Below are 13,361 nucleotides of genomic sequence, written 5' to 3'. Positions count from 1 at the left end.
AAAGAATTGCTTAGCCGAACCTAACCTTTTGCATAAGGCAGCCCGAATAGGGGGCGCAGCACAGGCACATGGCGGATGATTTCATAGCCACCCAGGCAGGCGGCCAGGGTCAGCGCCACCAGGGCCGCGAATTCCCAACCCGCCGGAAGCCCCAGCTTTTTCAGGCCGTGGCCGGCACAGACGATCACCGTCTGGTGCAGGATGTAAAAGGGGAAGACCCCGCGTGATAAATAAGGGAGAATCGGTGGCCGGTGGTTCAGGTGCCGCCGGGCAAAGCCCAGGATGGCCAGGATGAAGCCCCATTGCTGGGCGGCATAGGTGCAGCGCATGGCGATGCGCAGCGCTTCCGGTGGCTCGCTGTCGGCATAGGCCGTGTAATAGAGCTGCAACCCGGCATAGGCGGCCAAACCAAGAACCAGGGCGGCCCAGCGCAGCCGTTCAGCATTCGCCCAGACCTTCATCCGACGGGCGAGGACAAAGCCAAACATAAAGGCCGAGAATGACAGGGCATGGTTGTACCAATCATCAATCAGCGCATGGGTGACCGGGAAATGGGGTGCCAGCCCCACACGCAGCCCCGCCAGCACCAGCCAGGGCAGAACCAACAGCCCCGCCCCATTCATCCAGCGGAACAGCGATATTGAACGTGACCAGTCACGGTTAATCATTAATGACATGCTGAGGATCAGCGTATAGACCAGCAGATAGGCCACGAACCAGAGATGGTTCCAGGTGGGTAGGGTCAGGCAATCGCCATCCCGGCAGAAGCCCTGATAGAAACTCAAATATTGTCCCCAGAACTGCCAATAGCTGCCGGGATAGGCGATCTTCTCCACCACCTCGACATAGGATTGCGGTGGCACCACCACGGCCATCCCGAACAGCAGCGGGATACCCAGCCGTATCAAACGTGACCGGGCCAGAATTCCAGGCGGCAGTCGGTCGGCCATGAAGCGGGTGGCGATGCCGGAGACCAGAAACAGCAGGGTCAGGCGCCAGGGGCTGGACAGCATCATCAGCGGCTCGGCCCAGGGGCTGGCATGGTCGCTTTTGGCGTGCCAGTCCCAGCTCACATAGAACATGCCGATATGGTAGAAGATCAACAGACCGAAGGCCCCCACCCGGACCCAATCCAGGAAATCCAGCCGGGTGGGGGTGCCATCAGGAACGGGGGCGGGTGAAGGTGCGGTTGCCATGGTCATCGCAGAGATCAGGTTTGGTTGCCGATGGCCCTGACTGGCGCGGCAACGCCCCCGCCGGCAAGGCTGACGGGATGGCGGGCACTGCGGCGGTGATGGCGGGGACAGGCGGCACCCGCTGGGGGACGGGCGGCAACCCGTTCCGCCCCCGCCCCTATCTGCTGCTGGCCCTTCTGGTCCTGCTCTCCAACAGCTTCAACGTGATGACGGCGGTGCAGGAAGGGGAATGGGCCGGCAAGCCGCTTTCCTGGTGGTTCATCGCCATGCTGGAAGGCAGCAGCGGCATCATGATTCTGGCCACCAGCATCCTGCCGGCCCTGGCACTGGCGCGGGCACCGCTGTCAGCGCCCTGGGGCCGGCAGGCGCTGGCCCATCTGCCGGCCTTGCTGCTGTTCTCCACCCTGCATGTGGTGGGAATGGCGGGTTTGCGGGAACTTTGTTCCTGGCTGTTCGACCTGAATTACCATTTCCGCCTGTCGCCTGACGTGATGCTCTATGAATTCCGCAAGGATGCCATCACCTATATCGTCCTCGCGGCGATCTTCGTGGCGACAGGTTTGGGACGTGTCAGGCCAGAAAATGATACGGGAATGCCGTCACCGGTCACGACAAACATGCCCACTCCTATAGCACCAGCTCAATTTGACATCCGTGACGGGGCGCGGTTGTGGCGGGTGTCGGTGGCCGATATTCTGGCCGTGCGGTCGGCCGGCAATTATGCAGAATTTCTGCTGGCCGATGGCCGCGCCCTGCTGATGCGGGCCACCCTGACCCAGCTTCTGGCCGATCTGTCGCCCCATGGCCTGGTACGGCCGCACCGGTCCTGGCTGGTGAACCCGGCCCATGTACGGGCGCTGCTGCCGGATGGTTCCGGCGACTACAGCCTCACCCTCTCCGACAGCCGCACCATTCCCGCCTCCCGCCGCTACCCCACAGCACTCGCAACGCTGCGGGGAGGATGAAAAACGGCGCCGGCTGTGCAGGCCGGCGCCATCTCATTTCAGGCAATCATCCCTTGCCCAGCAATCAGCCCAGGCCGCGCTCAACAAAGCTGGCCATGCGGCGGGCAAACGCCACCGGGTCGGGCAAGGTTTCGCCCTCCACGATGCGGGCCTGATCCATCAACAGATAGGCTGCATCTTCCAGCGCGTCGGCGGCACCCTCCTGCCCGGCCTTTTCCGCCAGACGGCGGATCAGCGGGTGGCTGGGGTTCAGCTCCAGCACGCGCTTGGCGTCGGCATCCGCCCCCAACTGGCCATGTTGCTTCAACAGGCGCTGCAGGTGGATATCCATATCGCCATCATCGGCCACCAGACAGACGGCACTGTCGGTCAGCCGTTCCGACCGGCGGACATCCTTCACCGCGTCACCCAGCGTCAGTTTCAGCAGGGCGATCAGGGAAGAAAGATCACCTTCCGCCGGCTTCTCGGCCTCGTCCTTCCTTTCCTCGCCGTCCGTGCCTTTGATCTTGGACAGGTCGGCCCCGCCACGGGTGACGGACTTGAAGCTCTTGCCCTGGGCCTCCCGCACGGAGCCCAGCCAGAATTCATCCACCGGGTCGGTCAGCAGCATCACCTCTACGCCCTTGGCGCGGAAGCCTTCGATCTGCGGGCTCTTGGCGAGGGCGGCGGCATCCTCACCGGTAATGTAGTAGATCGTGTCCTGGCCTTCCTTCATCCGCCCGATATAGGTTTCCAGGCTCACCAGCTCGCCATTGCTGGCGGTGGTGCGGAAGCGCAGCAGCTTCAGCAGATCGTCGCGGTGGGTGAAGTCCTCATACAGGCCTTCCTTCAGCACCGGGCCGAAGGCATCCCAGAAACGGGCATAATCGGCGGCCTGGTCGGGATCGGCGGCCTTCTTGTTCAGGTCGCCCAGCACGCGCTTGACGATGCCGGCCTTCAGCTTGGCCAGCACCGGGTTGTGCTGCAGCATCTCGCGGCTGACATTCAGCGGCAGGTCTTCGCTGTCCACCACGCCGCGCAGGAAGCGCAGATAGGGGGGCACCAGCCCTTCCGCTTCGTCGGTGATGAAGACGCGGCGGACATAGAGCTTCACATGATGGGCGCGGCGCGGGTCGAACAGGTCGAACGGGCGCTGCTGCGGCACGAACAGCAGGCCGGTATATTCGATCACCCCTTCGGCGCGCCAATGCAGGGTCAGCCACGGATCATCGAAGCTGTGCCCGACATGGTGATAGAATTCCTTGTACTGTTCCTCGCTGATCTCCGACTTCGACCGGGTCCAGAGCGCGCTGGCGGCATTGACCGATTCCGTCTCCTCCCCCAGCAGGATGGGCACGGCGATATGGTCGGAATATTTCTTCACCACCGACCGCAGCCGGAGTTCGTCCAGGAAATCCTTCTCGTCCGCCTTCACATGCAGCACGATGCGGGTGCCACGGGCCGGCGCATCGGCGCTCTCGGCCACGGTGAAGCTGCCCTTGCCGTCGCTGCTCCACAGCCAGCCATGCTTTTCACCGGCGCGGGTGGAATAGACATCCACCTTGTCGGCGATCATGAAGGCAGAATAGAAGCCGACGCCGAACTGGCCGATCAGGCTGACATCCTTCTTGTCATCACCCGACAGGTTCTTGACGAAGGCGGACGTGCCGGACCGGGCAATGGTGCCCAGATTATCCACCAGATCCTGCCGGTTCATGCCGATGCCGTTATCGGTCACGGTCAGCGTGCCGGCATCCTTGTCAATCACCAGCCGGATCTTGAAATCCGGGTCGCCTTCCATCAGCACCGCATCGGTCTGTGCCGCATAGCGCAGCTTGTCGCAGGCGTCCGATGCGTTGGAGATCAATTCCCGCAGGAAGACTTCCTTGTCCGAGTAGAGGCTGTGGGCCACCATGTCCAGCAGGCGGCTGACCTCGGCCTGGAAACTAAGCCGTTCCTCGCTCATCGCTTCTCGTCTCTCATCATGTGGTCATGCAACAGGCGGCCGGAATGGGCCGCAGCCGGCTGTCGATATGGGACAGAAGGGGGTGCGGCGCAAGGGGGGAAGCGCAACCGTTGGGGCTATTTAGCGCGGGAAACCTTGATCAGCGCCTTGATGCCTTCGACCCGCAGGTTATAGCTGCCCAGGATGGCTTTCTCGACCGTCACCTTGCGGCCGGGCTTCACACCGTAGAGGGTCTGCGTCACCACCTGCTGCCAGACTTGGCCATTATCCAGGGTGAAGACCCAGCGGCCGGGACTGCGTTCATAGGCATCCTTCAGGGTGGCGGTGATGGTCTCCACATCCTCCGCCATGGCGGCCGGCTTGTCTGCCTTGTTCAGCCGTTCAGCGCCGAAACGCTGTTCGGGCGGCACGGGCGGGGCAGGGGGCTTCGGGGCCTGGACGGCCGAGGACAGCGCCGGCGGCAGGGCACGCAAGGCGGGAACGGTGCGGTCATAACAGGCCAGCCGGGCTGCATCTTCCTTCACCTCCGTGCATTTCAGCACATCGGCAGGCGTGGCATGGGCAAGGCTGCCCAGCAGCAGCGTGGCAAGCGACAGCGGAGCAATGACGGCAGCGCGCATGAAACCCCATCCTTGTAATGGCAGGCCGGCACCCCGGCATCGGCCCTTTAACCATCGTCTCTACGCTGAAGCGGCCGCTTTCTCAATCTCATCGACACTGAAATGGAAAAGGCGCGTCCAGCCGGTGCCAGACGCGCCCCTTATCACGTGCTTCCCGCCGACCAGGGCCGGCTTGGGAAATCAGCCCACCAGCTCGACCGAATAATTCTCGATCACGGTGTTGGCCAGCAGCTTGCGGCACATTTCCTCAATCTGGGCCTTGGCCTTGGCCGGGTCGGTCTCGGCCACTTCCAGTTCGATCAGCTTGCCCTGGCGAACCTCGCCCACGCCCTCGAAACCCAGATTGGTCAGCGCATGGCCAATGGCCTTGCCCTGGGGGTCCAGCACGCCGTTCTTCAGGGTGACGATGACTTTGGCCTTCATGGGGGCACCCGCTGTCTTGAGGCAGAAATCGATGGCGGTGGGATAGCAAAAACCAGTCAGCTTGGCGACCTGGAAAGATAGCGCCGCAACGCAGGGAAGCCTTGCCCCAGATGGAGAAGGGCCAGTGCCGTGCCGGCGGCATAGATCACCGGGCAGGCGATTTTCACACCCTCCCCCCAGGGGACGGACAGGCGGATGGCGGCAAAAAAGCCGATGATGGCCAAAGCATAGAGCGCCAGAGCCCGCAGGTGCCGCGCCAGATGCCCCTTGGCCCCCGCCGCCGGCCATATCGCCATGGCCAGCCAGCAAAAGGGCGGAGGCACCAGCAGCCAGGCCCGCCCATCGGTCAGGATATTCAGCGTCCAGTCGGTGGCCGGCAAATGCAAAAGGGCCGGAACGGCAAAAGCCAGTTCCAGCCCCAGCATCAACACAAAATCAGCGTAAGCCAGCAACAAAGGCAGGGGCCGCAACCGGTCCATGCCCTGTCGCCTGTCCCTTACTGCACCAGCTTGGGTGCGGTATGGTCGCCGGGGCCGGCTTCCGGCAGAATGCCCAGACGGCGGGCCACTTCCTGATAGGCCTCGGCAACATTGCCCAGATCCTGGCGGAAGCGGTCCTTGTCCAACTTCTCGTTGGTCTTGGCGTCCCACAGACGGCAATTATCCGGGCTGATCTCGTCCGCCAGGATGATGCGCATCTCTTCATTCTCAAACAGGCGGCCGAATTCCACCTTGAAATCAACCAGCTTCAGGCCGATGCCCAGGAACAGACCGTTGAGATAATCATTGATGCGCAGCGCCAGCGACAGCATGTCGTCCAGATCCTGCGGGGCGGCCCAGCCGAAGGCAGTGATATGCTCTTCGGAGACCATCGGGTCGCCCAGCTCGTCGTTCTTGAAGTAATATTCGACGATGGAACGGGGCAGCGGCGTGCCTTCCGGGATGCCGAACCGCTTGGTCAGGCTGCCGGCGGCGATATTGCGGACCACCACCTCGATCGGGATGATCTCCACTTCGCGCACCAGCTGCTCACGCATGTTCAGGCGGCGCACGAAATGGTTGGGGATGCCGATTTCGCCCAACTTCTGCATCAGATATTCGCTGATGCGGTTGTTCAGCACGCCCTTCCCGGTGATCGTGCCCTTTTTCTGGGCATTGAACGCCGTGGCGTCGTCCTTGAAGTACTGGACCAGGGTACCCGGCTCGGGGCCCTCATACAGAATCTTCGCCTTGCCTTCGTAGATGCGCCGGCGTCGGGTCATGGGTTGGTGTCCAGCAATCGTTCCAGCAAAAAGGGGAACGGACCCGTCAGGCGGGTGCCACCGGGTCCGATGTCATTCCCTATAGCAAGCCGGGGGCTTTTATACAATGCACCCAGCGATGCGGGCGGGTCAGTGCAGGGTATCGTCCCCTATAGGGTCAGCGGCGCGAAGGGCGTGCGGTCGGGCCGACCGGGGGCAAAACGGAAGATGGGTGGCACGCCCGAACGGCCCATGGCGGGCAGAGCGATGCTGGCCGAGCTGCCGGTTTCGAACCCGATGGGGGTGACGACGCACATGGCCCCGCGCGGGCCGATATCACCATCCCAGATGCGGCTGCCCAGCAACTCCTCCCAGGCTTTCCAGTCGTCTTTATCCGGGTCTGGGACCGCAGCCGCCTGGAACAGCGGGCGATAGAATTTCTGCCGGGCGGAACTGTCATCATTCAGGTCGGATGCTGTCAGCATGGACAGGCCGACCGGAATCGGTTTCACCCGCACCCGCCCGCCATCCGCCGGCAGCGACAGCCAGAAGGCATCGCGGTTATCGGCAATCACCAGATTGAAGGGGCGATAGGCGCGGCCATCCAGATCGGCCAGCGCCTCGGCGGCGTCCTTGGCGTCGGCATGGTCCAGCGCATCCAGCACCAACTCCCCCCGCGACCTTTTGCCCGGGGCTGGCCCCAGCGTGTCCTTGCGGTTCAAAATCACGGCGACGACGCCATGATCATTCAGCCCCAGCCAGGAACCGCCCGCCGTCTCGTCCAGCCCGGCCACCACTTCGGGCCGGTCGGGCCAATGGCGGGCCGGCGGCTTCCAGGGGCGGTTCACCATCTCATCCCGGTTGCCGGCCAGGATCAGCGGCCAATCATGGCCGGGGCGGCGCAAAAGGATGATGCTGCACATGATCTCTCCCGAGAAAACGTTCCGGTTGCCAAACAAATTTTCCAGCCGCTGTGATGCAGGTCAATGCCTGACCAACGGGTCATGCCGCAAGCATGGCGCATGGCACAGGTCCGGTATATAAGCGGATTATCCCAGAGGGGCGTTTACGCCCGGCTTACAGAGGAAGTGGATATGACCACGTTCGATGATCGCGAGCAGGCATTCGAAAACAAGTTCAAGCACGATCAGGAACTGCAGTTCCGCGTCTATGCCCGCCGCGCCAAGCTGATCGGGCTGTGGGCCGCCGAGCAGATGGGCATCACCGGCGAGGATGCCGAAGCCTATGGCAAGCTGATGGTGAATGTGGATTTCGAGGAGCCGGGCCACAAGGATATCGTTCGCAAGCTGCTGGCCGATTTCCAGGCCAAGGGCGTCGATATCTCCGAACACCGGATCGAAAAGGAAATGGATGTGCTGCTGGAAAAGGCCAGGCAGCAGCTGCAGGCTGAGTAATGCCACTCTGCTAGAAGGTCTCCTTCAGGCGGAGTGGAGGCCGGCGACTGCCGGCCCGCACCTCGTGGCGCGTAAGCCAAGGCGGCGGATGCCGCCGCCCGGCGCATGAGGGAACACGAAATCTTCCTTGATCGATTACGATCAAGGAAGATTGGGGTAAGATAAAGGGGCCGTCCGTCTGATGTCGGGCGGCCCTTTCTCTTCACCTTTTACTTCTTCAGCCCGATTTCGCGCAGGCGCTGGTCCAGGAATTCGCCCGCCGTCAGTTCCGCCGACAGGCGGACATTGGCGCGCGGATGCAGGAACATCGGCATCGAATAGCGCGAGACATTATGTTCGGGCGGCGGGTTCACCACCCGGTGCGGCGTGGCCGGGATGTAATTGCCCGAAGCCAGCTTCAACATGTCGCCACCATTGACGGCAATCATCCCGGCATCGCACGGCACATCATGCCAGTTGCCGGCCGTATCCTGTGCCTGCAGGCCGGGTTCCGACCCGGTGACCAGCAGGGTGATCAGGTTGATATCCTCATGCGCGGCCGCGCGCACGGCGCCGGGCTCATAGCCTTCCCCGATGGGCGGGTAATGCAGGATGCGGAACAGCGAGCGGTCTGACCCTTCCATCATATGGGGCAGCGGCTCGAAAAAGCTGTCGCGCACGGCGGCCGGCACTTGATCCTGAATCCAGCCCAGCAGCCGGTCGCCCAGGCCCCGCAGATCGTCGTACATGCGGTGCGTGGCATCCTCCACCCCCGGCGGCAGCCGGCGGGCGGGATAGACATGGTAGAATTCCTTCAAATCCTTGACCGCGCTGTCCTTGGCATTTTCCGACTTGAAGGGGAAATAGCCATCCTGGAACTGCGGGTCGAACGTGTATTCATGCTTGCCATCCCAAGCGAAGAAATCGGCCCAGACCTTGTACAGGTCGCCGATCAGGCCGGTATCGATGGGGTGGTTGCGCAGCACGGCAAAGCCGGTTTCATGCATGGAACGCACGAACTGTTCGGCGGCATCGGGCGCCTGAAAATCCACGGTGGCGATGTTGAACATGGGGGTCCGCCCTCGGTGTCCATATTGTCGGGGAAGGTTGGGCGCACTATCACCATGGGGCGGCGGGTGGCGTCAATAGGCGCGGCCCGACCCATTGAGAGCGGCAGAAAGGTCGAAATGGCGATGGCCGGAAATGGCACCCATCTCGGGCTTTCCGGAACCAGCGGCTGAGAACAAAAGGGGGGTGGTGCGAACGGCGGGACTCGAACCCGCACTCCCATACAGGAAGCAGATTTTCATACCACTTCGACTTTCGCCGCCGCCAGATGGCGTTCGTGGTCTGGACTATCCCTTCACCATGGCCTTTCGGCGTTAGGTGCCCCCCGTCTAGTCTCTACACCTTCCAGCCCGGAGGCTGGCTTGGCTCGGGATTGGCTTAGGCGGTGAGGCCGTTAGCGTTCCCCGAATTTGGGCGGTTCTACTCCCCGCGTTTCCACGGGGGCACTCCAATTAAAGTCTGCGGCGTCTACCGATTCCGCCACGTTCGCGCCTTTAACTGCGGCTTTCGAATAGCCCATCTCGCGCAGAAAGGGAATAGCTGGATTATGCCTCATTCCGAAAAGCTTGTCCTTCGGTCTTCTCCCTTGTTTTTCCATCGCATCCACCATCCCAGCAGAGTAGATGAAGCATCGGCCTGTAACCGGGGAGTCCGAACACCATGTTGATCCGTGATGCCACCCCGGCGGATGCCGGGGCGATTGCCGCCATCTATAATGATGCCGTGGCCCATACCACCGCCATCTGGAATGAAACATTGGTGGATGCGGCCAATCGCGTGGCCTGGATGGCAGACCGGCGGCGGCTGGGCTATCCGGTGCTGGTGGCGGTGGATGACACGGATGGCGTCGTTCTGGGCTATGCCTCCTTCGGGGATTGGCGGGCCTTTGATGGCTATCGCCACACGGTGGAACATTCTGTCTATGTGCGCGGCGACCGGCGGCGTGGCGGCATCGGCCGGGCCCTGATGCTGGCCCTGATCGGGCGGGCGCGGGATCTGGGCAAACATGTGATGGTGGCGGGGATTGAGGCGGGCAATGCCGCCTCCATCCGCCTGCATGTGGAATTGGGCTTCCGCCAGGTGGGGCTGATGCCGCAGGTAGGGGCCAAGTTCGGCCGCTGGCTGGACCTGGCCTTCCTGCAATTGCTGCTGGATGAGAATCCGCAGCCGCCGTTGCGGGAACAGCTCAGCTGAGGGCGACCGTTTCAGCCCCACTGGTCTTGGCAGGGCCGATGGCGGCCAGGCCCAGCTCGGCCTTGCGGAAAATGGCATCGGCTGCCTGCTGAATCTCTTCCTTGTTCTGCGTCGCCATGTCGTCGTCCGGCTTGCCCAGGGCCTTGCCTTTCCGGCGCGTCTGCTCCTTGGCCTCTGCCTGTTCGGTCTGATTTTCCTCTTTGGCGGCGGCGGTGACGCCGCTGGCGCGCTTACGGTTGGTCAGGCGCAGGGTTTCACGCCACATCTTCTCATCATCCGACGGCGGGGCGGCGTCGGCCTGCATCAGCTTGGCCCCCATGCCCTCCACATCCAGGCTCAAGCCCTCATCGCCGAGCGTGAAGCCCTTGGCGGCGTCAATCTGATTGGCTGCCGCGATCAGATTCTTGTTGGCCTGTTCGCCCGAGGTGCCGGCATTTACTTGGCTGTACCAGCCCTGCACAGCGTAGCCATGTTCCATCAACTGGGCGTCGGAAACCAGCTTGTTCAGCCGCTGTTTCAGCTCCGGCTGATTGTCCAGCGCCTTGCGGATGTCGCCGGCGCGCGGGTCGCTGTCAGAGACGGTGACATTGCCGCTCGGGTCGGTCGAAAATTCAATGGGCGGGGTGGTCTTGATGCCGGCAATGGCCAGCGTCATGCTCAACTCATCCCCCAGCTGCTTTTTATCGGCGGCGACACTGTCGGCGGAGGGCATGGCCAGGGTCGTCAAGGGCCCCAGCGTACTGCCACCGGTGCCGGTCAGGCCCCCCTTCTGGCCCGTCTTGCTGGTGTCGCCGCTCACACTGCTGGTGCTGCTGGCGCCCGTACTGGCGTCGGTATCCGCCACCCCCTGGCTGGCCTTGGTGGCGGCGGTTTCCGTTGCGGGTTGCCAGCGCGTGCGGCTGGCGAGCAAGGACCGGATATCCATGGTCACTTCCTGCTGCTGCCGGGCAAAATTTGCCCATCACCAGGGGGCAGGCTTTGCCGACCTCACTCTGGCAGGGAAGGGGGAGAATTCAGCTGATCCGGCGGCTTCCCCCATAAAGACCTTGTCCCGGACCCCCGTTCTGACGGGGAGGATATCCGGATCTAAGCAACTCTTATGCCGTAGAATGACGAGGAACAGGGGGCAGCCCGTCTTGATGTGGGGCAGGGGGCACCCCACATCGGCGGTCATGACAGAAAATCAGCTGCTCGCCCTTGTCTCTTCCGTGATGGTGCTGGCCTTCCTGCTGTTCAGGAACGGACGCAGCTTCCCGCGTGAGGGATTATTGTGGAAGATCGCCCTCTGGCTGGCGATCTTCCTGGGCGTCGGCCTGTTCTATCAGCTGTTCGGGCCGTTTTAGAGCCGGGTGCGTTTAAACGGAAACGCACCCGGCTCTAAGTCCTTGTTCTGCGAGCGGATTCACGCTCCAAAGCGATTCCGCTTTTCCGCGATCCGCTCTAAGGTATCAGCCCTCCGCCACCGGGGCCGGCTTGGCACCGGGGCGACGGCGGCGGTTGCGCCAGCGCTTCAGCAATTCCTCAAACGGTTCCAGCAGGCGGGCCTGCAAACCGGGATCGCCTTCCAGCTTGCCGAAGACAAAGGCCCCGGCCTCCAGGGTGGAGACGCTTTCGCGGCGCGGCTCCTTGCGCACGGTGCCATAGGCGGAACGGAAATCCGGGTGGATGACGATGCGCCGCAGCTTCAGCAGCCAGGCATTGCGCCACCACAGGGTTTTGGCCTGGCTCCAGGTACCGTCAATCAGCACAATGCCTTCCAGATCAGCCAGGATCAGGTCGCTGTCCGGCGACACGTCCTTGCGACCAAACACGGCGACGCCGCCGCGTGCCACCTTGGCCACCTCTTCCTTGCTGCCCATATGCAGCACGCCCCAGCGTTTGGGCTCCACCTGCCGGCCCAGCACCTTGGACAGGGAGGGCCAGGAGAGGCCGACCTTCACCACCGAGCCTTCAATCTGCCCGGACAGCAGGCGGGCCGTACCCAGCTCCACATCCTGTTCCTGCGGGTGTTGCAGGATCAGAAGCTGCAGGCGGGTCTTCTCCGGCTCCAGCTCGGCGCACAGGCAAAGATCTTCCGGCTTGCCGCAGATGCGGCAGGGTTCCGGCGGGGGGGGCGGGGGCGGCAGGATCAGGTCGTCGGTCATGATGGGGCAAACCATAGCGCAGGTGCCGGCCGGTTTCATTGAAAATGGTCCTGCCTTGGCTGCTGCCCGGCCCTGCGCCCGACCGCATGGCGCCTCCCGCCCTGGCGGGGGTTGGACGCGGTGGCGTGGGGCGTGTAAGGTCAAGGCCAGAGAGGGTCCGACCGCAGCGGACCGGTTTCAGGTAAAGCAGAGAGCAAGCAGACGTGATGACCGACAGCGATATCGCCGACGATTATGAAGAGCGGCGCCCCATCAAGATCCACAAGCCGGAGGATTTCGAAGGGATGCGCCGCGCCGGCCGTCTGGCGGCGGCGACGTTGGATTACATCACCCCCTTCGTCGTGCCCGGTGCGGTGACGGAGGAGCTGGACGACCGTATCCTGCAATATGTCATCGATAATGGCGGCACGTCCGCCACCGTCGGCTATAAGGGCTATACCAAGGCCTCCTGCATCTCCATCAACCATGTCGTCTGCCACGGCATTCCAGGGCCCAAGCGGCTGGTCACTGGCGATATCACCAATATCGACGTCACCGTCATCGTGGATGGCTGGTTCGGCGATACCAGCCGCATGTATCTGGTGGGCGATGTGGCGCTGAAGGCGCGCCGGCTGGTTGATGTCACCTATGATGCCATGATGCGCGGCATTTCCGTGGTGAAGCCGGGGGCCACGCTGGGCGATATCGGTTTCGCCATCCAATCCTATGCCGAGAGCTTCCGGTATTCGGTGGTGCGGGATTTCTGCGGCCATGGGCTGGGCCGCGTCTTCCATGATGCGCCGTCGGTGCTGCATTACGGCCAGAAGGGCCGGGGGGCAGTGCTGGAAGAAGGCATGTTCTTCACCATCGAGCCGATGATCAATGCTGGCGGCTATGCCGTGAAGGTGCTGTCGGACGGCTGGACGGCCGTGACGCGGGACAAGAGCCTGTCGGCCCAGTTCGAACATTCCATCGGCGTCACCAAGGACGGGTTTGAGATTTTCACCCTGTCGCCCGCCGGTTACACCAAGCCGCCCTACACCAATCAGCCTTGATCGGGGTCTCTCCATAGATTTCTCAGGCTTTTCGAGTTGTTAGCCGTCATTCCCGCGCAGGCGGGAATCCATACAACAGCGCGGATTTTGGATTCCCGCCTGCGCGGGAATGACGGTAGTGAGAAGCTGAGGTTTCAG

General features: G+C 62.8%; 15 protein-coding genes. 5 read left to right on the top strand and 10 right to left on the bottom strand.

Features of this window, described 5'->3' with window-relative positions:
- Window positions 1–20: 20 nt before the first annotated feature.
- Window positions 21–1,202: an acyltransferase gene (locus tag GE253_RS03855; protein WP_211101328.1), complete on the bottom strand. Its 1,182-nt coding sequence runs from the start codon at window positions 1,200–1,202 to the stop codon at window positions 21–23.
- A gap of 14 nt (window positions 1,203–1,216) precedes the next feature.
- On the opposite strand from GE253_RS03855, the gene GE253_RS03850 reads away from it, so the two are divergent.
- Entirely contained in the window at window positions 1,217–2,161 is a 945-nt protein-coding gene (locus GE253_RS03850; protein ID WP_153202754.1) for a LytTR family DNA-binding domain-containing protein, read from the top strand.
- Window positions 2,162–2,225: 64 nt separating this feature from the next.
- Here GE253_RS03850 and htpG read toward each other — a convergent pair whose 3' ends face one another.
- The 6 genes from htpG to GE253_RS03820 all read right to left on the bottom strand — a co-directional run bounded on the left by htpG (window position 2,226) and on the right by GE253_RS03820 (window position 7,312).
- Window positions 2,226–4,106, bottom strand: a complete 1,881-nt coding sequence (gene htpG / locus GE253_RS03845) for a molecular chaperone HtpG (protein ID WP_153202753.1) — start codon at window positions 4,104–4,106, stop codon at window positions 2,226–2,228.
- A 116-nt stretch (window positions 4,107–4,222) separates the two neighbouring features.
- Complete coding sequence (locus tag GE253_RS03840; RefSeq protein WP_153202752.1) at window positions 4,223–4,726, bottom strand: hypothetical protein; 504 nt, start codon at window positions 4,724–4,726, stop codon at window positions 4,223–4,225.
- Window positions 4,727–4,906: 180 nt separating this feature from the next.
- Window positions 4,907–5,149 carry a phosphoribosylformylglycinamidine synthase subunit PurS gene (gene purS / locus GE253_RS03835; RefSeq protein ID WP_153202751.1) on the bottom strand — a complete coding sequence of 81 codons (243 nt, stop codon included), beginning with the start codon at window positions 5,147–5,149 and terminating at the stop codon, window positions 4,907–4,909.
- 56 nt (window positions 5,150–5,205) lie between these two features.
- Window positions 5,206–5,628 (bottom strand): hypothetical protein, encoded by a 423-nt coding sequence (locus tag GE253_RS03830; RefSeq protein WP_153202750.1) that lies wholly within the window; start codon window positions 5,626–5,628, stop codon window positions 5,206–5,208.
- A 17-nt stretch (window positions 5,629–5,645) separates the two neighbouring features.
- The gene (gene purC / locus GE253_RS03825; RefSeq protein WP_089285938.1) at window positions 5,646–6,410 is read right to left on the bottom strand and encodes a phosphoribosylaminoimidazolesuccinocarboxamide synthase; all 765 of its coding nucleotides are present in this window, start codon (window positions 6,408–6,410) and stop codon (window positions 5,646–5,648) included.
- Between the two features lie 149 nt (window positions 6,411–6,559).
- Complete coding sequence (locus GE253_RS03820) at window positions 6,560–7,312, bottom strand: NRDE family protein (protein WP_153202749.1); 753 nt, start codon at window positions 7,310–7,312, stop codon at window positions 6,560–6,562.
- A gap of 171 nt (window positions 7,313–7,483) precedes the next feature.
- On the opposite strand from GE253_RS03820, the gene GE253_RS03815 reads away from it, so the two are divergent.
- On the top strand, window positions 7,484–7,804 hold the full coding sequence (locus GE253_RS03815; RefSeq protein ID WP_153202748.1) for a DUF1476 domain-containing protein: 321 nt from the start codon (window positions 7,484–7,486) through the stop codon (window positions 7,802–7,804).
- 209 nt (window positions 7,805–8,013) lie between these two features.
- On the opposite strand, the gene GE253_RS03810 is transcribed toward GE253_RS03815, so the two are convergent.
- Window positions 8,014–8,853 (bottom strand): 2OG-Fe(II) oxygenase family protein, encoded by an 840-nt coding sequence (locus tag GE253_RS03810; protein WP_153202747.1) that lies wholly within the window; start codon window positions 8,851–8,853, stop codon window positions 8,014–8,016.
- Between the two features lie 658 nt (window positions 8,854–9,511).
- Here GE253_RS03810 and GE253_RS03805 point away from each other — a divergent pair.
- The gene (locus GE253_RS03805; protein ID WP_153202746.1) at window positions 9,512–10,045 is read left to right on the top strand and encodes a GNAT family N-acetyltransferase; all 534 of its coding nucleotides are present in this window, start codon (window positions 9,512–9,514) and stop codon (window positions 10,043–10,045) included.
- Here the strand turns inward: GE253_RS03805 and GE253_RS03800 are convergent.
- Window positions 10,038–10,970 (bottom strand): hypothetical protein, encoded by a 933-nt coding sequence (locus GE253_RS03800; RefSeq protein WP_153202745.1) that lies wholly within the window; start codon window positions 10,968–10,970, stop codon window positions 10,038–10,040. The two genes, GE253_RS03805 and GE253_RS03800, sit on opposite strands and share 8 nt — an antisense overlap.
- A 247-nt stretch (window positions 10,971–11,217) precedes the next feature.
- On the opposite strand from GE253_RS03800, the gene GE253_RS03795 reads away from it, so the two are divergent.
- Window positions 11,218–11,388 carry a hypothetical protein gene (locus tag GE253_RS03795; protein ID WP_153202744.1) on the top strand — a complete coding sequence of 57 codons (171 nt, stop codon included), beginning with the start codon at window positions 11,218–11,220 and terminating at the stop codon, window positions 11,386–11,388.
- Window positions 11,389–11,493: 105 nt separating this feature from the next.
- Here the strand turns inward: GE253_RS03795 and GE253_RS03790 are convergent, their stop codons facing one another.
- Window positions 11,494–12,189 carry a tRNA-uridine aminocarboxypropyltransferase gene (locus tag GE253_RS03790; protein ID WP_153202743.1) on the bottom strand — a complete coding sequence of 232 codons (696 nt, stop codon included), beginning with the start codon at window positions 12,187–12,189 and terminating at the stop codon, window positions 11,494–11,496.
- Between the two features lie 206 nt (window positions 12,190–12,395).
- On the opposite strand from GE253_RS03790, the gene map reads away from it, so the two are divergent.
- Window positions 12,396–13,223 (top strand): type I methionyl aminopeptidase, encoded by an 828-nt coding sequence (map, locus tag GE253_RS03785; RefSeq protein ID WP_153202742.1) that lies wholly within the window; start codon window positions 12,396–12,398, stop codon window positions 13,221–13,223.
- Window positions 13,224–13,361 lie beyond the last annotated feature (138 nt).

Origin of the sequence: Niveispirillum sp. SYP-B3756, from assembly GCF_009495745.1 — a bacterium.
In the GTDB taxonomy this organism is placed as follows: domain Bacteria; phylum Pseudomonadota; class Alphaproteobacteria; order Azospirillales; family Azospirillaceae; genus Niveispirillum.
The sequence above is the reverse complement of the archived record's forward strand: the minus strand, read 5'-3'. Positions and strand labels throughout refer to the sequence as shown.

Coding starts and splice junctions, on each gene's coding strand:
- GE253_RS03855 (WP_211101328.1), bottom strand. CDS start 1,202: ATGACCATGGCAACCGCACCTTCACCCGCCCCCGTTCCTGATGGCACC.
- htpG (WP_153202753.1), bottom strand. CDS start 4,106: ATGAGCGAGGAACGGCTTAGTTTCCAGGCCGAGGTCAGCCGCCTGCTG.
- GE253_RS03840 (WP_153202752.1), bottom strand. CDS start 4,726: ATGCGCGCTGCCGTCATTGCTCCGCTGTCGCTTGCCACGCTGCTGCTG.
- purS (WP_153202751.1), bottom strand. CDS start 5,149: ATGAAGGCCAAAGTCATCGTCACCCTGAAGAACGGCGTGCTGGACCCC.
- GE253_RS03830 (WP_153202750.1), bottom strand. CDS start 5,628: ATGGACCGGTTGCGGCCCCTGCCTTTGTTGCTGGCTTACGCTGATTTT.
- purC (WP_089285938.1), bottom strand. CDS start 6,410: ATGACCCGACGCCGGCGCATCTACGAAGGCAAGGCGAAGATTCTGTAT.
- GE253_RS03820 (WP_153202749.1), bottom strand. CDS start 7,312: ATGTGCAGCATCATCCTTTTGCGCCGCCCCGGCCATGATTGGCCGCTG.
- GE253_RS03815 (WP_153202748.1), top strand. CDS start 7,484: ATGACCACGTTCGATGATCGCGAGCAGGCATTCGAAAACAAGTTCAAG.
- GE253_RS03810 (WP_153202747.1), bottom strand. CDS start 8,853: ATGTTCAACATCGCCACCGTGGATTTTCAGGCGCCCGATGCCGCCGAA.
- GE253_RS03805 (WP_153202746.1), top strand. CDS start 9,512: ATGTTGATCCGTGATGCCACCCCGGCGGATGCCGGGGCGATTGCCGCC.
- GE253_RS03800 (WP_153202745.1), bottom strand. CDS start 10,970: ATGGATATCCGGTCCTTGCTCGCCAGCCGCACGCGCTGGCAACCCGCA.
- GE253_RS03795 (WP_153202744.1), top strand. CDS start 11,218: ATGACAGAAAATCAGCTGCTCGCCCTTGTCTCTTCCGTGATGGTGCTG.
- GE253_RS03790 (WP_153202743.1), bottom strand. CDS start 12,189: ATGACCGACGACCTGATCCTGCCGCCCCCGCCCCCCCCGCCGGAACCC.
- map (WP_153202742.1), top strand. CDS start 12,396: ATGACCGACAGCGATATCGCCGACGATTATGAAGAGCGGCGCCCCATC.